Source organism: Agrobacterium sp. S7/73, from assembly GCF_019355535.1.
GTDB lineage: Bacteria > Pseudomonadota > Alphaproteobacteria > Rhizobiales > Rhizobiaceae > Agrobacterium > Agrobacterium tumefaciens.
Genome location: NZ_CP072136.1, coordinates 2927405 through 2945233, shown reverse-complemented (window position 1 = coordinate 2945233; position 17829 = coordinate 2927405). Strand labels below are relative to the sequence as shown.

Below are 17829 nucleotides of genomic sequence, written 5' to 3'. Positions count from 1 at the left end.
TTTTTGTTATGTATTAAAATTCGATGTCGTCGCCGGGAAGGATGTCGCCCTCGCTCGATTCGGCAACCGAAGGCGGCGGGGCGATCTCGTCCGGCTCGTCCTGCTGGGTGACGCGAATGCGCACGTCGGTGATTTTAGCACCTGGAAACTGTTGAAGAATGGCTGCAACGTCAGGGTCCTGCCTCGCATCCACGAGGCGGGCGTCGCGCGCACTGCCCTCTGCTTCAACCAGCGTCGGCTGACCCTGTTCCTTGCTAAGGCTGACGATCCAGTGGATACCGGTCCACTCTTTCAGCTTCACACCAAGCTCGCCGGGGAGCGATCCGGGTGCGCCATCGCCGAGGCGCATGTCGAGCCGGCCCGGCTCCAGCCGCACCAGCCGCACGAAGTTGCGAACCTTCGCCCGCATGACGGGATCGCGATTTTTCTGGCACAGGTCGGCAATGTCCTGAAGAGAGTTGACGGGAACCTTCGGCTCCGGCCGTTCTTCGGTTTTTGGTGCCGCGACCTGCATTTCCTGCGGGCGGCTGTCAGGCACGGCGCGCAGCATGGTCGAAGGCTGCGAGCTTGCCGGCCTCTGGGCGGAAAGCTCCACAGGTCTTCCTGCGGCCACTGTCTGTCCTGAGGAATAGGCCCGCGCACCTCCGCCATTGCCGCCACCCGAAGGCGCGCCATTGGAATAGCCGCCATCGCTGTTGGAAAGTTCGAGCAGGCGTCGCGCCGCGTCTTCCGGTGCCGGAAGATTGGCGGCGTGCGAAAGGCGGATCAACACCATTTCGGCCGCACCCGCAGGACGTGAGGCATTTTCAGTTTCCGGAATACCCTTGAGCAGCATCTGCCAGATACGCGACAGCGCAGTCACGGCGATTGTCTCGGCAAATTCCGCGCCACGCACGCGTTCGATCTCGGACAGCGAGGGATCTTCCGCCGCATCCGGCACATATTTCATGCGGGTGACGAGGTGAGTGAAATCGGCAAGGTCGTTCAGCACGACGACGGGGTTGGCGCCTGCCTCGTATTGACCGTTGAATTCCGAAAGTGCCGCCGCGACATCGCCTTTGATGATGTGCTGGAAAAGATCGACGATGCGCGCCCGGTCGGCAAGACCCAGCATGCCGCGCACCGCCTCGGCTTCCACGCGTCCGCCGCCATGGGCGATCGCCTGATCGAGCAGGGAAAGACCGTCACGGGCGGAACCCTCAGCCGCGCGGGCAATCATTGAGAGCGCCTGCGGTTCGGCCTCGAAACCTTCCTTGCCGGCAATGGCAGTGAACAGGCCGACGAGATCGGCGGCGCTGATGCGGCGCAGGTCGAAGCGCTGGCACCGCGACAGCACGGTGATCGGAACCTTGCGGATTTCAGTGGTTGCGAAGATGAATTTCACATGCTCCGGCGGCTCTTCCAACGTCTTTAGAAGACCGTTGAAGGCCTGCGTCGAGAGCATGTGCACTTCGTCGATGATATAGACTTTATAGCGCGCCGAAACCGGGCGGTAACGCACCTGCTCGATGATCTCGCGAATGTCGTCAATACCGGTATGGGAGGCGGCGTCCATCTCGATCACGTCGACATGACGGCCTTCCATGATCGCCTGACAATGTTCGCCGGGGATACGCAGGTCGATGGTCGGTTTGTCGATGGTGTCGGTCTTGTAGTTCAGCGCACGGGCAAGAATACGCGCGGTGGTCGTCTTGCCCACACCGCGAACGCCGGTCAGCATATAGGCCTGCGCGATGCGGCCGGTCTCGAACGCATTCGTCAGCGTGCGGACCATCGGCTCCTGGCCGACCATCAGATCGGAAAAATCCTTCGGACGATATTTGCGTGCCAGTACCCGGTAGCCGGTCCCGCCCTGGGATTCGCTTGATGTGGTGGGTAAGGTGTCGCTCATCGCCTCGCCAGTTTATTTTGCCAGTTTGTCCTAGAGCGCCGTGCGTCCCATTGGACGCATCAGGCACGCTCTATTCCTCTAAAGTCTGCACATCATGCCGATACGCAGGGGCCGCTTTCAGGCTGAACCGGCCCGGCGAAAGCTGAGCGGAATTTAAAAAGGGTGGGAGGCTGGCACGGCGACCCGTGCCTGGCTCGTTAGGGCTGCTTCCTTCCGGACCTGACCCGGTTGGCGAGTGGCTCGTCCACCACCAACCTCCCGGGGCCACATATCGGCAATATCGAAAGCAAATGCAAGCCAAGCCTTCAAAAAACTGCTATCACAATGAAAACAAACATGGAGGACGCCTTGGAGACATTCCGGCTGGACGACAGGCTGGCGCGCGACAGTGCGCTTGTAATGCGTTTGGGACTATGCGAGCTGCGTTTGCAGAACGACAGCCGCTGGCCTTGGCTGGTGCTGGTGCCACAGAGAGGCGGCGCCAGCGAGCTGTTCGATCTTACTCCGCTCGATCAGGCCGTGCTGACGTTCGAGACCAACCTCGTCGCCTCCGCGCTGAAGGACGTTACCGGGGCCACCAAGATCAATGTCGGCGCGCTGGGCAATATCGTCCGGCAACTTCACGTCCATATTATCGCCCGCAACGAAGGCGACACCTGCTGGCCCGGCCCAATCTGGGGTCACGGGACGCCAGTGCCATATGGCCCGGGCGAAAAGGAATCCTTGATGAAAAAAATATCCGGCGCGCTCTGATGATATCAATGACTATTTTCGAAACCACTGCTCCCCATCCCGAAGCAAGCCTGCTGACAGCCTTTTCCAACAACGCCCTCAACCGATTCGCCGAAAAGCGGACGGAAGACTGCGTTGCCGATGCGCTGAAAGTCGATGGCACCCATATTTTTGCCTTCTCCGGCAACCGGCTTGTCCTGAAACATGACGAGCAGGTCATAGATCCCCTGTTTTCCGCCTATGAGCTGGCGGAATTGCAGCCGGATTTCGACAATGCCGTTCTGCTTGGATACCGCGAAACCGGCGAACCGAGAATTGCGGTGCCGGTGGCCGTCACGGAAGACACGCTCGAGAGCCACTACAAGCTGGCCGATGCCCGCACCCTTTATCGCGATCATCTTCTCGATGAGGAATTGTTGAGCGAGGTTGCCCAGGCTGTCAGCCTTACGCACTGGAATGCCGACAACCGCTTCTGCGGACGGTGCGGCGGCACGATGGAATTGCGTATCGGCGGCTACAAGCGCATATGCGCCGCCTGCAATCACACTATTTTTCCCCGAACCGATCCCGTTGTCATCATGATGACGATCGATATCGAGCGCGATCTTTGCCTGCTCGGACGCGGCGCGCATTTTGCGCCGGGCATGTATTCCTGCCTCGCCGGTTTCGTGGAGCCGGGCGAAACGATCGAGCAGGCCGTGCGCCGCGAGACGCATGAAGAATCCGGCGTCGAAATCGGCCGCGTGCGCTATCACGCTTCCCAGCCCTGGCCGATGCCGCACACGCTGATGATCGGCTGTTATGCCGAGGCTCTCTCGTTCGATATTTCCCGCGATGAGATCGAGCTGGAGGATTGCCGCTGGTTCACGCGGGCGGAGGTTGCCACGATGCTGGAGGCTGCTGCGGGCGAGGGCTTTTCCGCGCCTCCGGGCGGTGCCATCGCGCACCGGCTGATGCGCGACTGGGTGGAATGGACGAAATGAAGATTTGCGGCAGGCTCAGCTCTGGTTGAGCTTGCCGCGCATCGCATGGCCCTTGTAGACGCCGAGAATTCGGACCTTCTCGGAAAAGAAGCGCAGCTCGTCCAGCGCGTGCCGCACCGGCTCGTCATCAGGATGGCCTTCGATATCGGCATAGAACTGCGTTGCCACGAACCTTCCGCCGAGCTGGTAGCTTTCCAGCTTCGTCATGTTGATGCCATTCGTCGCGAAACCGCCCATTGCCTTATAAAGCGCCGCCGGAATGTTGCGGACATTGAACACGAAGGTCGTGACGATGGTTTCATCTGGTGCTTCGCCTTCGGACTGGCGTTTGGCCCAGTTCTCATCGCGCGAAAGAATTACGAAACGGGTGATGTTGTTTTCTGAATCCTCGACATTTTCAGCCATAATATCAAGGCCGTAGAGACCGGCGGCAAGACGCGGTGCAAGCGCTGCCATGCTGCGATCACCCTTTTCAGAAACCAGTCTCGCCGCTCCGGCCGTATCGCCGGCAACGACTGGCTTCCAGCCGTTGGAACGGATGATCTTGCGGCACTGGCCAAGCGCGTGGATGTGGCTGTGAACGGTGCGGATCTCGTCTTTCTTCACGCCCGGTATAACCATCAGCTGGAAGCGGATCGGCATGAAATATTCACCGATGATGTGAAGGCGCGATTCCGGCAGCAGATGATGGATATCGGCAACGCGACCGGCCAGCGTGTTCTCGATCGGGATCATGCCGAGATCGGCTTCGCCGTTTTCGACGGCATTGAAAGCATCCTCGAATGTCGGGCACGGCAAAGGCTCCATATCCGGGAACATGTCGCGGCATGCCATGTCGGAATTCGCGCCAAATTCGCCCTGAAAGGCAATGCGGTTTGTGCTCAAGGTCATGGAATTATCCATCAGAGGGTTCGGTTTGCGAGAATAGTGCGGGCTTTTTCGAGATCGTGCGGCGTATCAACGCCAAGCGGCACGGAGTGAACGATTTCGGCATCAATACGCATGCCCGCTTCCAGCGCGCGCAATTGTTCCAGCCTTTCGCGCTTCTCGAGTGGCGAAGGCTGAAGCCTCACGAACGTTTCGAGGGCGGCGCGGCGATAGGTATAAAGGCCGATGTGATGATAAAGCGGTCCGTCGCCATAGGGCGCTGTCGCGCGGGTAAAATAAAGCGCGCGCAATCGCGTCTCGGAAAGCGGGCTGCCAACCACTTTCACCACGTTCGGATTGGTCTTTTCTTCCTCGTCGGTGATCTCCACCGTCAGTGTGGCAATGTCGACGGCGGCATTTTCCAACGGGCGCAACGAGGCGCGGATCGTTTCAGCTTCGATGGTCGGAAGGTCGCCCTGAACATTGATGACATATTCGGCGTTGCCATAGGGGTCGGCCTTCTGCAGCGCCTCGAAAATGCGGTCCGAACCGGATTGGTGATCATCTCGCGTCATCATTACGTCGAAACCGGCATTTTTTACGGCTGAAAATACCTGTTCGTCATCGACTGCAACGACGATGCGCGTCGCGCCAGCTTCACGCGCCCTGAGTGCAACCTGCACAATCATCGGTTTGCCGCCAATATCCGCGAGAGGCTTGCCCGGAAGCCGTGTCGATGCCATCCGCGCCGGTATAAGGACGACAGCTTTCTCGAATTCCCGATTCTTCATCCGACACCCTTCAAATCCCAACCGAAAAGTGTCAAAACGTCACGGAGTGGGGAATATTATTCAAGTTGCGCAGGCTGTGCAAAAGCCATAGCTTTTGAATAATTTCAAGATGCCCGGTTATATGGAGCGGATGCGAGGGAGCGCATATAGATGAATTCTTATGTAAATATGGGCGTTGGGGCGTTGCTGGGCACGGTTTTCGTTCTGATGTCGGTGTCAATTGCGTCTGAGGGCATTTTTCATGCGCCCACCCCGGAAAAGGAAGGTTACGCCATCGTCGCGGAAGCGAGCGGCGGCGAGGCTGCAGGCGAACCCGCTGCAGCGGCAACCCCGATCGCGAAATTGCTCGCCAGCGCGGATGCTGCCAAGGGTGAGGCGGTCTTCAAGAAGTGTACGAGCTGTCATACCGGAGAGAGTGGTGGTGCAAACAAGGTCGGCCCCAATCTCTTCGATATCGTCAACCGGCCGATCGCCAGCCATGCGGGTTTCAGCTACTCCGCAGCAATGAAGGATTTCTCCAAGGGCGGTTCCGTGCACTGGGATTACGATCATCTCAGCTACTTCATCGAAGCTCCCAAGAAACACGTTCCCGGCACGGCCATGGGCTTTGCGGGTGTGAAGAAGGAGACGGAACGCGCCGATCTCATCGCTTATCTGCGCACGCTGTCGGCAAACCCGGCGCCGCTGCCGGATCCGGCTGCGGCTCCCGTGCCGATAAACTGACGGAATATGGTGATTTCATAAGAAAAGCCCGGCATTGCTGCCGGGCTTTTTTGATTCTATCTGTCTGATTTCTGAAAGATCAGAAACCCTTGCCGCCGCGCAATTCGGAAATGACCGTTCCGATCATGATCTTGATATCCAGCCAGACGGAAAAATTGTCGACGTAATAAAGATCGGACACGATGCGGGCACGCGCCTTGTCACTGCGATCCGTCGGGCCGCGCAAACCCCGCATCTGGGCAAGACCGGTAATGCCTGGCCGCATCCGGTGCCGCAGGTGGTAGTGGGGAACAAGTTCCTCATAAAGACGGCCGGCGGCCAGCATGCCGATGGCATGGCAGCGCGGACCCACCAGCGACATGTCGCCTTTCAAGACGTTGATGAGCTGTGGCAGCTCGTCGACATTTGTGCGGCGAAGCACGGCGCCGATCCGGGTTATCCTCGGATCGTTCTTTACCGTTTGCGCCACGCCGGTGGCATCGCCCAGTTCGGTCCGCATCGAGCGAAATTTATAGACCCTTATCTTTCGCCCGTTCATCCCCCAACGGACTTGTGAGAACAGGACCGGCCCTTTGCTGTCGAGTTTGACCAGCGCCGCGACGGTCAACAATACGGGAGCGAGTGCGACAAGGGCGATGGACGCCCCTGCAATGTCGATCGTTCTTTTGAGCACAAACTGGCTGCGCAGGAACACCGACGTGTTGGTTTCTGAAATGGAAGGTTGTGTTTCCGCCGCGTCGAAAGTGACAGCCGCAGGATAAGGGGCGCCGTAAAACACGGCATGCGATGAGCTTTTAGTACCCAGCATAATATGAAGCCCTGAAAAGTTATTTTGAAACAAGAAAATTAATTTATATGAACGATTAATAATTCATTTACCGTAAAAAGTCATCCGAAATGTAATCGTTTTTGCGCAAATAGCAATCTACGGTTAACGTGGATGCACGCATATGTTGCAAACACAAGCGCGGTCTCCGCTCTTGGCTGCGTTGGTTGCCCATTCGGTGTAATCAAGTCTTTGGAAAATTGAGTATTTGCGGGAAAGGCGACAGGATCGTTGCCTGCCCATCGCTTGCCGGGTAACCGGCGAGCCGATTACCCAAAAGGCAATTAATTTCCCATCAGAATATCAAGAAGGGTCGTCTGCTTCGGCCCGGAAGTTGCCGGCGCCCGGCCGCCGATATCGGCTGGCGGCACAGGTCCATTGTCGGCTGAATAGCCGGGTTCGATATCGCGGGAAGGGATGTTTCCAGGCGGCATGGGAACGCCCGGCTGACCAGCGTTTGGCGAAACGGGCGCTTCGGGATAGGCTCGAGTGTTTGTCGTTCCGCCGCCGCCGAGAGCATTGGAAATGATGTCGCCGATGGAGGAAGGCGCGCTCTCGGGCGCCGGTTGCTGTATTTCCCCAAGCGGCGGCACGCCGCCTGCGCCGAGACCGAAGAGCGGCGAGGGCGAGAGCCCGGAATGGGCGGCGGTCATGAAATCTTTCCAGGCCTTCGCAGGCAAGCCGCCGCCGGTGACCTTTTTCATCGATGTGCCGTCGTCATTGCCGAACCAGACGCCCGTTGTCAGATTGCTTGTGTAGCCGACAAAAAGCGCGTCGCGGAAAGACTGTGTCGTACCGGATTTTCCCGCTGCCTGCCAACCCTGAAGGCGAGCGGCTTTCCCTGTTCCTTCGGTGATGACGCGCGACAACATGCCGTTCATCGTCGCGGCGATCTCCTCGCTCAGCACGCGCGGCGGGTTGTCGTATCTGTTTTCATAAAGCACCTTGCCGTCAGCATCGGAGATGCGTTTGACGATATGCGGCGTCGCCTTGTAGCCGCCATTCATGAAGGGAGCGTAGGAGGCGGTCAGCTCCATCAGTGACACTTCCGAGGTGCCGAGTGCGATGGAGGCGTTGTTCTGAAGCTCCGATTCGATACCCATGCGATGCGCCACCTGCGTCACCCGCTCAGGACCGACTTCCATCACCAGCTGCGCGGCGATCGTGTTCAGAGAATTGGCAAGCGCAGTGGCAAGCGTCACTTCGCCACGATATTTCTTCTCGTAATTTTCCGGTGTCCAGTTTCCGATGCGGACCGGCCCGTCATTGCGAATGGTACTGGGGGTCAGACCCGATTCGAGCGCGGCGACGTATACGAAGGGTTTGAACGCCGATCCGGGTTGCCGTTTCGCCTTGGCGGCCCGGTTGAACTGGCTTTCGGCATAATCCGCCCCGCCGACCACGGCCCGGATTGCGCCTGTGCCATCGATGGAAACGAGAGCCGCTTGCGAAGCGCCCTGCTTTTTACCATCACCCTGCAGAACATGGGTCAGTGCTTTTTCGGCGTCGCGTTCAAGATTGGGGTCGATGGTCGTATCGACGACGATGTCCTGCTTGACGTCGCCAATCAGGCCACGAACTTCCTCCATCACCATATCGGCAGCGTAATGTTCGGCACCGGACCAGAAACGTTTGGCCTTGGTCGGCGGCTGCGACATCGCGGTCTTGATCTCGTCATCGGTGATGAACCCGACATCGCGCATGGATCTCAGAACGACCTGCGCCCGCTCCTCCGCTGCCTGCGGGTCGCGCGCCGGTGAAAGGCGCGAGGGGGCCTTGAGAAGTCCGGCAAGCGTTGCCGCCTCGCCAAGATTGACGTCGCGCGCGGATTTGTTGAAGTAGCGTCTGGAAGCGGCTTCGACGCCAAAGGCGTTGGAACCGAAATAAACGCGGTTGAGATACATCGCGAGGATCTGGTCCTTGGTGTATTTATGCTCCAGCCAGAAGGCCAGCAGCACTTCCTGTACCTTGCGCTCCAGCGTCCGGTCCTGTGAGAGGAACAGGTTTTTTGCCAGCTGCTGCGTCAGCGTCGAGCCGCCCTGCACTGTTCGTCCCGTCATCACATTGGTCACGATGGCGCGGGCCAGGCCGAGCGGATCCACACCGAAATGGGAATAGAACCGCCGGTCTTCGATCGCAATGACCGCTTGTGGAAGATAGGGCGACATGTCTTCAAGCGCGAGAGCCTCGCCACCCGTGGTGCCGCGATTGGCAAGCACGCTGCCGTTCACCGAAACGATCTTCACATTCGGAGGGCGTTCGGGAATGGTCCAGCTGCTGGCACTCGGCATGCGCGCGCCGTAATAGAGGACAAGACCGGCAACGCCGATACCGCCCCAGATGCCGAGCACGATGCACCAGTAAACGAGGGACCGGATAAAGCCTGTTGCGCCACCGCCGGAACTGCGTGTGCGCTTTTCCCTTTTTTGCGGTTTGGCGCGGCCGGATGTGGACTTCGGTTTTCTGGCGGGCTGCTTTGCGGCTCCGCCAATGCGCTCGCTGGCATCAAGACGCAGATCGTCACCGGATTCGTGGAAATCCCCGAAGGAAGGCTCTACCCGATCGCGTGATTTACCCTTGCCTGCCATCCAGCCGAAGTCGCTCCTTATATTCGCGAAACCATTCGCACTTCAGGCTTCTATGCCTGCGCGATCCTTAATCCAGGATGAAGAGTTTAAATGCGGCAATTTAAGGCGGGGTTAAGTCCTCGCCGGATCAAATCGGCGTCATTGGCAGACGTCGACCCATTCCGCTCCCGTCAGTCGCGCCATCATGTCAGGCGAAATCCTCACCGCCGCATTGGTGGCACCCGCTGCCGGAACCACCTCGGGATAGTTTTTCAGGGATATGTCACAAAACACCGGAAGGGGCGAAGGCAATCCGAAAGGACACACGCCGCCGACGGGATGGCTGGTCACCGCAACGACTTCTTCCGCCCCCAGCATGCGCGGCTTGGCGCCGAAGTGATCGCGGAATTTACGATTGTCTAGCCGCTTCGTGCCGGCGGCAACGACGAGAAGAATTGTGTCGCCCGCCTTCAGGCAGATCGTTTTGGCAATCTGGTCGGGATCGACGCCGTGCGCTTCGGCAGCCAAAGCGACTGTCGCCGAACTCGTTTCCGTTTCGATAACGGTCACTTCGGGGGAATTCTCGGTAAAAAAGGCTCTGACGGATTCGATGGTCATGCGTATTTATTAGGCGGTATGCCAAGAGGCTTCAAGGTGTCGCGAAATAGCTATGCATTTTATGCAATGCTGCGCTGCGATGAAACGTCTGTTTTTTGAGCGGAGATCCTGTATCTTCAAATCATCGAAGCGACGCACTCCTCCTCCCAGCGTCGCCCGATTGGACTGACAATACTCCTCCTCCCAATTGTCAGTCAGTTTCAAGAACCCGGCGCACCTCCTCCCGCGCCGGGTTTTTGCTGTTTAAGGCCTTGTTTCCGGCGACTTTCATTTGCCGACGCTTCACAAAAATCGCCGGGCTTTTTCAAAGAAACTTGACTTTCAGGCCCTTCCAACCTAGGTGTTCGCGCATCGATATTTGTTTGACGACCAGAGCTTCGGCGCCTTTTCTAAGGTGCACACGACGATCTTTCCTTCAAATTCGACCCAAGACCGCACTGCGCGCAGTGCAAATACAATTTGCCAACGGAAGGAAATCGTTATGGCGACTGGTACAGTAAAGTGGTTCAACGCAACCAAGGGCTACGGCTTCATTCAGCCTGACGACGGTTCGCAGGACGTATTCGTTCACATCTCCGCCGTTGAGCGCGCTGGTATGACCTCCCTCAACGACGGTCAGAAGCTCTCCTACGAGCTGACGCAGGACCGCCGCTCGGGCAAGATGTCTGCAGGCGAGCTCGTCGCTTCCTGATAAGCGGCTTGGCCTGAACGGGTCATTCGCATGAATATGAAAGGCCGGATTTTTCCGGCCTTTTTCTTTTGGAAGGTGTACCGGGTCCGGCCGCTCTTGAAAAAGCTGGAGTGCATACCAATATAGGGTTCAACAGTGCTCCGCACGGAATTGTCAGGCTGGTGCTTTTAAAGTGCCGCTGTTGTTGCGTTAACCAAAGATTAACCAAAGCAGCCGATCCTGATCGTGAAAAGCAGCGTCGACTTTGTTGGCGCGCTCTGGAGCATCGGACCGTTTGAACGCTTTGACCACGGATGTACTGGCACTGACGAAAAACGGATGGAAAGGTCGGGCTTGCCCGGCCTTTTTGTTTTGAACCACCAAAATATAAGAGAACGGGGAGGCATCGGGTAACCGGCGCCTCCTTTCTTTTTGACTACTTCGCGGCCAGGGCGTCGAGAATGCGGATCCAGGAGCGGATGCCCTTGTGGAACGACTGCAGGTCATATTTTTCATTCGGCGAATGAATGCGGTCATCGGTAAGGCCGAAACCGACGAGCAGCGAATCCATGCCCAGCATCTTCTGGAAATCGCCGACGATGGGGATCGAGCCCCCCATGCCGATCACGACGGCAGGTTTGGGCCACTCTTCCGAAAGCGCGTTTTTCGCCTTCGTTAGCACTGGCGAATCATAGGAAAGCTGGATAGCCGGCGATGCACCATGCTCGTGAAATTCCACCGAGCAATCGGATGGCATTTTGGAGCGGACATAGTTCCGGAAGCTCTCGCGAACCGCTTTCGGGTCTTGCTCTCCGACGAGACGGAAGGACACTTTAGCCGAGGCCTTTGCGGCGATAACCGTCTTGAAGCCGTCGCCGGTATAGCCGCCGATGATGCCGTTGACTTCCGCCGTTGGCCGCGCCCAGGTCTGCTCCAGCACGGAGCGGCCCTTTTCGCCCGATGGAATCGAGAGGCCGACTTCGCCGAGGAAGGCTTCGGCGGTGCGGCCCAACGTTTCCCAGGAAGCCTTGATGTTGGCGGGGGTTTCTTCCACGCCGTCATAGAAGCCGGCAAGTGTCACGCGGCCGGTCTCGTCATGCAGGCCGGCGAGAATATCGGTCAGGATGTGAATAGGATTTGCGGCCGCACCACCGAAAAGGCCCGAATGCAGGTCGCGGTCGGCCGCCGTGATTGTGATTTCCTCGCCGACCAGGCCGCGAAGGGCGGCGGCGATGGCGGGCGTATCGCGGTCCCACATGCTGGTATCGCATACCAGTGCATAATCGGCCTTCAGCTCATCGGCATTGGCGTCAAGGAACGGCTTCAGCGAGGGCGAACCGGATTCTTCCTCGCCCTCGAAAAGAATGGTGACGCGCACGGGCAGACTGCCATTGACTGCCTTATAGGCCCGGCAGGCTTCCACGAAGGTCATCAGCTGACCCTTGTCGTCAGCCGTTCCACGCCCGGTGATCACCTGCCGGCCGCCGCCGATATCTTTCACGGCCGGTTCGAACGGATCGTTTTCCCAAAGATTGAGCGGATCGACCGGCTGCACGTCGTAATGGCCGTAGAAAAGCACATGCGGCGCGTCTTTTGTCGCGGCGTCGTGATGCGCCACCACCATTGGATGACCGGCCGTATCGCGAACGGAAGCCGCAAAGCCCAGTGATTCAAGCGTTCTGACCAGCCATTCCGCCGCCTTGCGGCACTCCGCCTTGTAAGCGGGGTCCGTGGAAATGGACGGGATGCGCACCAGTTCGAACAATCGCTCGAGGCTGGAGGTGAGGTTGTCGTCGGCCGTGGAAAGAATGGGGGAAACGTCTGTCATCGCTGATCCTGTCATGTCTGTCGTAACCCGGCGATGGACGAAACATCCTGGTATCGCGCGTCGCGTGGGAACAAGGGGCTGACGTGTCGTTGAATCGGCAAGCGCGCAGCCGCCGGAACGATAGAGCAGTTCAGGAAAAGTGCGAAGTGATTTTCCGTCCTAAACTGCGCGGAAACAAAACCTTGGAGGCTGCAGGCGATAGAAGCCAGGAGCAAAGAAAGCGTTTCGAGTTGTAAATGCTATTTCGCTTTTTTGGCGCGGTCGATCGCCCGGCGCATATATTCCAGCAGAAGCTGCTTTTCGAAACGGCGGAAATCCGCCAGCAGCGTATCTTCCGTGGCTTCGGAAGCGGCAATGGCGTTCGCCTCGAGATCCCTGCCGCGCTGGGTAAGTTCGATGATCTGCGCGCGGCGGTCGCTTGGGTGGGATTTGCGCACGATCAGCCCGTCGCGCTCCATGCGGGACAGCGTATTGGCAAGCGTCGCCTGCTCCACGTCGATTCTATCCAGCAATTGCCGTTGCGTCAGTCCCTCCTCATGCCACAGTTCGATGAGGATGGGGAATTGTCCAGGAGAAAACCCCAGCGCGGCAGCTCTCTTCTGGAGCGCCATGGTGAATTCCCTCGCCATTTTTGCGGCGAGATAGATCGCCGATTCGTCCCGGGAAAAACCCATTCATCAATCCGTCTGGCATCTGGTCGGCGCAATCGCGCGATTTCGATAGTGGGATATATATCGCACGGTATGTTTATGCCAGTCAGAAACCCGGCACAAATAAAAACCGCCATGGCCGGGAGGGGACGGCCATGGCGGTCATATAAGAGGACAAAGGCCCGGAGAGGGGGGAAAGGCCTTTGTCCGGTCTGATGCGGCGGGGGACGAGCCTACAATCAGACTACGGCGTGATCAGGCGCCGTCCCCTAAGAAATGTGTGTGCAAATGCGGCTTTTCAAGGGAAAATCTATTACAAATTCGTAAGGTTCACGCGAATTTCGCCGGTGCCTCCAGCGGCTTAGCCCCGTGCGCTTTGCGGTGCGTTGTTTGAACTTTCTGTGGACGTCAAAACGGCCCCGCGCTATCCATATCGCCATGAAAAAAGGCGATCATCTCTTCCTCGTTGACGGCTCCGGTTTCATTTTCCGGGCGTTCCATGCCATTCCCCCGCTGAACCGCAAGTCGGATGGGCTGCCGGTCAACGCCGTTTCCGGCTTCTGCAACATGTTGTGGAAGCTCCTGAAGGATGCGCGCAATACCGATGTCGGCGTCACGCCCACGCATTTTGCCGTGATTTTCGACTATTCGTCGAAAACCTTCCGCAACGAGCTGTACGATCTATACAAGGCCAACCGCACCGCACCGCCGGAAGATCTGGTGCCGCAGTTTGGCCTGATCCGCGAGGCGACACGGGCCTTCAACCTTCCCTGCATTGAGACGGAAGGCTTCGAGGCGGATGACATCATCGCCACTTACGCCCGTCAGGCGGAGGCGATTGGCGCCGATGTCACCATCATTTCTTCCGACAAGGATCTGATGCAGCTCGTCACGGCCAATGTGCATATGTACGACGCCATGAAGGACAAGCAGATCGGCGTTCCCGATGTCGTCGAAAAATGGGGTGTAGCCCCGGAAAAGATGATCGACCTTCAGGCGATGACCGGCGATTCCACCGATAATGTTCCTGGTATTCCTGGTATCGGGCCGAAGACGGCCGCGCAATTGCTGGAAGAATACGGCGATCTCGACACGCTGCTGGCGCGGGCAGGAGAAATCAAGCAGCAGAAACGCCGCGAGAATATCATCGCCAATGCCGATCTTGCCCGCCTTTCCAGACAGCTCGTGGCGCTCAGAACCGATGTGCCGCTGGAGCAGTCTCTGGAAGAACTGGTGCTCGAACCGCAGAACGGCCCGAAACTCATCGCTTTCCTGAAGGCGATGGAGTTCACGACGCTGACGCGCCGGGTAGCTGAAGCCACCGATAGCGATGCCTCGGCCATCGAAGCCGCCAATGTGCCGGTGCAATGGGGCGCTGATGCCCATGGACCAGACCTCGATGCCACGCCTGCAGTTGCCGCAGCTGATGACAAGACCGCTGCGCCAGCGTCAACCACCGCTCCGGCACGGAAGGTGACAGGGGAGGGCAGTGCGCCCACCGATCTCGCCACGGCACGGCAGACGGTTTTCTCCGCCGCCAAGATCGATACGACCGCCTATACGACGATCAGGGATTTGGCGGAGCTGGATCGTTGGGTTGCCGCTGCCCGCGAAACAGGTGTCGTCGCCTTCGACACGGAGACGACCTCGCTCGACCCCATGCAGGCGGAACTCGTCGGTTTCTCGCTGGCGATTGCCGATAACGGCAAGGATGCCTCAGGCACCGATATCCGCGCTGCCTATGTGCCATTGACGCACAAGACCGGCTCCGGTGGCGATCTTTTCAGCGATGGCATCAGGCTTGCTGAAGGACAGGTGCCGTTTGCCGAGGCGCTGGCACGTTTAAAGGATCTTCTTGAGGACGAAGCCGTTCTGAAAATCGCGCAGAACCTCAAATATGACTACCTGCTGATGAAGCGCCACGGCGTCGTCATGCAGAGTTTCGACGATACCATGCTGATTTCCTACGTTCTTGAGGCGGGAAAAACCACGCATGGCATGGATACGCTTTCCGAACGCTGGCTCGGCCACACGCCGATCGCCTACAAGGACGTGGCGGGATCGGGCAAGTCGAGCATCACCTTCGACTTCGTCGATATTGACAAGGCGACCGCTTACGCCGCCGAAGACGCGGATGTCACCCTGCGGCTGTGGATGGTGCTGAAGCCCCGGCTTGCCGCAGAGCGGCTGACCAGTGTGTATGAGCGGCTGGAGCGCCCTCTGGTGCCTGTACTGGCGCATATGGAGGAGCGTGGCATCACCGTGGACCGACAGATCCTGTCGCGTCTCTCCGGTGAACTCGCCCAGAAGGCGGCTGCTTTCGAAGAGGAAGTCTACCAACTGGCAGGCGAGCGTTTCAACATCGGATCGCCGAAGCAGCTCGGCGATATCCTGTTCGGCCGGATGGGCCTGCCTGGCGGCTCCAAGACCAAGACGGGCCAATGGTCCACATCGGCGCAGGTTCTCGAAGATCTGGCGGCGGAAGGTGCCGAATTACCGCGAAAGATCGTCGACTGGCGGCAGCTGACCAAGCTGAAATCGACCTATACGGATGCGCTTCCCGGATATGTCCATCCGCAGACGAAACGGGTACACACGTCCTACGCGCTGGCCTCCACCACCACGGGGCGCCTGTCGTCCTCGGAGCCGAACCTTCAGAACATTCCGGTGCGCACGGCGGAAGGCCGCAAGATCCGCACGGCCTTCATCTCCACCCCCGGACACAAGCTTCTTTCCGCCGATTACAGCCAGATCGAGCTACGTGTGCTTGCCCATGTCGCCGACATTCCGCAGCTTCGCAGCGCATTCGAAAACGGCATCGACATTCATGCGATGACCGCATCGGAAATGTTCGGGGTGCCGGTGGAAGGCATGCCGTCTGAAGTGCGCCGACGTGCCAAGGCCATCAACTTCGGCATCATCTACGGTATTTCCGCTTTCGGCCTTGCCAACCAGCTCAGCATCGCGCGCTCCGAAGCGGGCGAATATATCAAGAAATATTTCGAGCGTTTTCCTGGCATTCGCGATTACATGGAAGCGACCAAGGCTTTCGCCCGCGAGAACGGCTATGTCGAGACGATTTTCGGCCGCCGTGCGCATTATCCGGAAATCCGCTCCTCCAACCCTTCCATGAAGGCCTTCAACGAGCGTGCAGCCATCAACGCACCAATCCAGGGGTCTGCAGCCGATATCATTCGCCGTGCGATGGTCCGTATGGAGCCGGTGCTGGAGGCGGAAAAGCTTTCCGCCCGCATGCTGCTGCAGGTACATGACGAACTCATCTTCGAAGTCGAGGAAGGGGAAATCGAAAAGACACTGCCCATCGTCGTCTCGGTGATGGAAAATGCAGCCATGCCGGCTATTTCCATGAGGGTTCCGCTCAAGGTGGATGCCCGCGCGGCCGACAACTGGGACGAGGCGCATTGACGGGAATTGACCGGCCATTGACCGATTGGTGTCATTGGTTTGTTGCGTGCGCAGATTAGGGGAAACGTCTCAAAAGGAGTTCCCCATGCACGCCCCGCTCGTTTCAAAAGATCTGGAATCTTTTTCCGCTGCCAGCCACGATCAGCCGCCGCGCCATTTGGGTCGCCGCTATAATACGGATGGTGAATTCCTGCTCGAGCCGGGCAATACCGTGGTTTGCCATCTCGTTGAAGGGTCGAAAACCGAAAGCGCAATCATCGGGACACGCCAGCGTTTTCTGGATATGCCCGAGGCATCGCAGCTGGCCTTCACGCCGGTTTCCAGCCTGCATATGACGGTATTTCAGGGCATTATCGAATATCGCCGTGCATTTCCCTACTGGCCGGCAGACATGCCACTCGATACGCCCATCGACACGATGACGGAGTATTATTGTGATCGTCTGGCGGATTTTCCGGGCCTGCCTGGTTTCAATATGCAGGTGACTGGTCTCAAGCCGACGGGGCTGGTGCTGAAGGGGGCCACCGCCGAAGACGACCGGATCATTGCGCTGTGGCGGGATACATTTGCCGGAGCTTTCGGTTATCGGCATCCCGATCACAACACCTACCAATTCCATATTACGCTGGCTTATGTCACGCGCTGGTTCGATCCGGAGTGCCTGCCGCGATGGCAGGCGATGCTGGATGAAGAGCTGGAAAAACTGCGTGCGGCAGCGCCGATAATCGAGATGCGCGCTCCAGCTTTCTGTGAATTCAGGGACATGAACCACTTTAGGGAACTCGTGGTTTTTGATAGGAAGTGAAGCATGATTTGCAAAGGCCTGCCGCCCGTCCGTCGCAGCAAACCGGCTTAATCGGAAAAAATGCGCGTCAGGGCTGGTCAAAGCCCGTTTGGGCATGTATAAGCGCGCCAAATTTCCGATATCGAGACACCCGACATTCGGCCTTTGGTTATGGCCGGTTACGTTGTTTCGCCGCTAAAGTGGAGTAACAAAAATGGCTGTACCAAAAAGAAAAACAAGCCCGTCCAAGCGCGGCATGCGCCGCTCGGCTGACGGTCTCAAGGCTTCGACCTACGTTGAAGACAAGAACTCCGGCGAACTGCGCCGTCCGCACCATATCGATCTGAAGACCGGTATGTATCGCGGTCGTCAGGTTCTGACGCCGAAGGAAAGCGCATAAGCTTTCTGAAATAATCTTTACGGAAAACCGGCCCTCGTGGCCGGTTTTTTGTTTTCAGGTCGTTTAGCTGCTT

The 17829-nt window shown here is 58.2% G+C and carries 15 protein-coding genes and 1 other RNA gene; 7 read left to right on the top strand and 9 right to left on the bottom strand.

What is annotated here, in order from left to right:
* Window positions 1-13 precede the first annotated feature (13 nt).
* The gene (locus J5276_RS14620) at window positions 14-1891 is read right to left on the bottom strand and encodes a DNA polymerase III subunit gamma/tau (protein WP_065688452.1); all 1878 of its coding nucleotides are present in this window, start codon (window positions 1889-1891) and stop codon (window positions 14-16) included.
* Window positions 1892-2053: 162 nt separating this feature from the next.
* An RNA gene (ffs, locus tag J5276_RS14615) (signal recognition particle sRNA small type) lies at window positions 2054-2150 on the bottom strand.
* 65 nt (window positions 2151-2215) lie between these two features.
* Between ffs and J5276_RS14610 the strand changes: the two genes are divergently transcribed.
* Window positions 2216-2644: an HIT family protein gene (locus J5276_RS14610; RefSeq protein WP_161986907.1), complete on the top strand. Its 429-nt coding sequence runs from the start codon at window positions 2216-2218 to the stop codon at window positions 2642-2644.
* A complete protein-coding gene (nudC, locus tag J5276_RS14605; protein ID WP_112154843.1) occupies window positions 2644-3606 on the top strand; it encodes an NAD(+) diphosphatase in 963 nt (320 codons plus the stop codon). Before J5276_RS14610 ends, nudC begins: the two co-directional genes overlap by 1 nt.
* 15 nt (window positions 3607-3621) lie before the next feature.
* On the opposite strand, the gene J5276_RS14600 is transcribed toward nudC, so the two are convergent.
* Both J5276_RS14600 and J5276_RS14595 read right to left on the bottom strand, forming a co-directional pair.
* Window positions 3622-4497 carry a prephenate dehydratase gene (locus J5276_RS14600; RefSeq protein WP_112154873.1) on the bottom strand — a complete coding sequence of 292 codons (876 nt, stop codon included), beginning with the start codon at window positions 4495-4497 and terminating at the stop codon, window positions 3622-3624.
* 11 nt (window positions 4498-4508) lie between these two features.
* Complete coding sequence (locus tag J5276_RS14595; protein WP_003514327.1) at window positions 4509-5264, bottom strand: 3-deoxy-manno-octulosonate cytidylyltransferase; 756 nt, start codon at window positions 5262-5264, stop codon at window positions 4509-4511.
* A gap of 150 nt (window positions 5265-5414) precedes the next feature.
* Between J5276_RS14595 and J5276_RS14590 the strand changes: the two genes are divergently transcribed.
* Window positions 5415-5987, top strand: coding sequence for a cytochrome c family protein (locus J5276_RS14590; RefSeq protein WP_003514328.1), 573 nt, complete (start codon window positions 5415-5417; stop codon window positions 5985-5987).
* A gap of 79 nt (window positions 5988-6066) precedes the next feature.
* Here J5276_RS14590 and J5276_RS14585 read toward each other — a convergent pair whose 3' ends face one another.
* The 3 genes from J5276_RS14585 to J5276_RS14575 all read right to left on the bottom strand — a co-directional run bounded on the left by J5276_RS14585 (window position 6067) and on the right by J5276_RS14575 (window position 9998).
* On the bottom strand, window positions 6067-6795 hold the full coding sequence (locus tag J5276_RS14585; protein WP_003514330.1) for a sugar transferase: 729 nt from the start codon (window positions 6793-6795) through the stop codon (window positions 6067-6069).
* A gap of 302 nt (window positions 6796-7097) precedes the next feature.
* The gene (locus J5276_RS14580) at window positions 7098-9401 is read right to left on the bottom strand and encodes a transglycosylase domain-containing protein (protein WP_112154842.1); all 2304 of its coding nucleotides are present in this window, start codon (window positions 9399-9401) and stop codon (window positions 7098-7100) included.
* 138 nt (window positions 9402-9539) lie between these two features.
* A complete protein-coding gene (locus J5276_RS14575) occupies window positions 9540-9998 on the bottom strand; it encodes a YbaK/EbsC family protein (RefSeq protein ID WP_019564557.1) in 459 nt (152 codons plus the stop codon).
* A gap of 481 nt (window positions 9999-10479) precedes the next feature.
* Here J5276_RS14575 and J5276_RS14570 point away from each other — a divergent pair, with 481 nt between their 5' ends.
* A complete protein-coding gene (locus J5276_RS14570; RefSeq protein WP_003514335.1) occupies window positions 10480-10689 on the top strand; it encodes a cold-shock protein in 210 nt (69 codons plus the stop codon).
* A 415-nt stretch (window positions 10690-11104) separates the two neighbouring features.
* Here J5276_RS14570 and J5276_RS14565 read toward each other — a convergent pair whose 3' ends face one another.
* Window positions 11105-12496 carry a dipeptidase gene (locus tag J5276_RS14565; protein ID WP_112154841.1) on the bottom strand — a complete coding sequence of 464 codons (1392 nt, stop codon included), beginning with the start codon at window positions 12494-12496 and terminating at the stop codon, window positions 11105-11107.
* A gap of 239 nt (window positions 12497-12735) precedes the next feature.
* Entirely contained in the window at window positions 12736-13170 is a 435-nt protein-coding gene (locus J5276_RS14560; RefSeq protein ID WP_003514340.1) for a MarR family winged helix-turn-helix transcriptional regulator, read from the bottom strand.
* 414 nt (window positions 13171-13584) lie between these two features.
* Between J5276_RS14560 and polA the strand changes: the two genes are divergently transcribed.
* The 3 genes from polA to rpmF all read left to right on the top strand — a co-directional run bounded on the left by polA (window position 13585) and on the right by rpmF (window position 17756).
* On the top strand, window positions 13585-16572 hold the full coding sequence (polA, locus tag J5276_RS14555; protein ID WP_112154840.1) for a DNA polymerase I: 2988 nt from the start codon (window positions 13585-13587) through the stop codon (window positions 16570-16572).
* A gap of 85 nt (window positions 16573-16657) precedes the next feature.
* Window positions 16658-17377, top strand: a complete 720-nt coding sequence (locus J5276_RS14550; RefSeq protein ID WP_174005444.1) for a DUF1868 domain-containing protein — start codon at window positions 16658-16660, stop codon at window positions 17375-17377.
* 193 nt (window positions 17378-17570) lie between these two features.
* Window positions 17571-17756 (top strand): 50S ribosomal protein L32, encoded by a 186-nt coding sequence (rpmF, locus tag J5276_RS14545; RefSeq protein WP_003514347.1) that lies wholly within the window; start codon window positions 17571-17573, stop codon window positions 17754-17756.
* Window positions 17757-17829: the final 73 nt, after the last annotated feature.

Excerpts from the sequence above, each read along its gene's own strand:
- J5276_RS14610 (WP_161986907.1), top strand. The coding sequence starts at position 2,216 with ATGAAAACAAACATGGAGGACGCCTTGGAGACATTCCGGCTGGACGAC.
- J5276_RS14600 (WP_112154873.1), bottom strand. The coding sequence starts at position 4,497 with ATGACCTTGAGCACAAACCGCATTGCCTTTCAGGGCGAATTTGGCGCG.
- J5276_RS14620 (WP_065688452.1), bottom strand. The coding sequence starts at position 1,891 with ATGAGCGACACCTTACCCACCACATCAAGCGAATCCCAGGGCGGGACC.
- polA (WP_112154840.1), top strand. The coding sequence starts at position 13,585 with ATGAAAAAAGGCGATCATCTCTTCCTCGTTGACGGCTCCGGTTTCATT.
- J5276_RS14580 (WP_112154842.1), bottom strand. The coding sequence starts at position 9,401 with ATGGCAGGCAAGGGTAAATCACGCGATCGGGTAGAGCCTTCCTTCGGG.
- J5276_RS14585 (WP_003514330.1), bottom strand. The coding sequence starts at position 6,795 with ATGCTGGGTACTAAAAGCTCATCGCATGCCGTGTTTTACGGCGCCCCT.
- rpmF (WP_003514347.1), top strand. The coding sequence starts at position 17,571 with ATGGCTGTACCAAAAAGAAAAACAAGCCCGTCCAAGCGCGGCATGCGC.
- J5276_RS14550 (WP_174005444.1), top strand. The coding sequence starts at position 16,658 with ATGCACGCCCCGCTCGTTTCAAAAGATCTGGAATCTTTTTCCGCTGCC.
- J5276_RS14590 (WP_003514328.1), top strand. The coding sequence starts at position 5,415 with ATGAATTCTTATGTAAATATGGGCGTTGGGGCGTTGCTGGGCACGGTT.
- nudC (WP_112154843.1), top strand. The coding sequence starts at position 2,644 with ATGATATCAATGACTATTTTCGAAACCACTGCTCCCCATCCCGAAGCA.
- J5276_RS14565 (WP_112154841.1), bottom strand. The coding sequence starts at position 12,496 with ATGACAGACGTTTCCCCCATTCTTTCCACGGCCGACGACAACCTCACC.
- J5276_RS14595 (WP_003514327.1), bottom strand. The coding sequence starts at position 5,264 with ATGAAGAATCGGGAATTCGAGAAAGCTGTCGTCCTTATACCGGCGCGG.
- J5276_RS14570 (WP_003514335.1), top strand. The coding sequence starts at position 10,480 with ATGGCGACTGGTACAGTAAAGTGGTTCAACGCAACCAAGGGCTACGGC.
- J5276_RS14560 (WP_003514340.1), bottom strand. The coding sequence starts at position 13,170 with ATGGGTTTTTCCCGGGACGAATCGGCGATCTATCTCGCCGCAAAAATG.
- J5276_RS14575 (WP_019564557.1), bottom strand. The coding sequence starts at position 9,998 with ATGACCATCGAATCCGTCAGAGCCTTTTTTACCGAGAATTCCCCCGAA.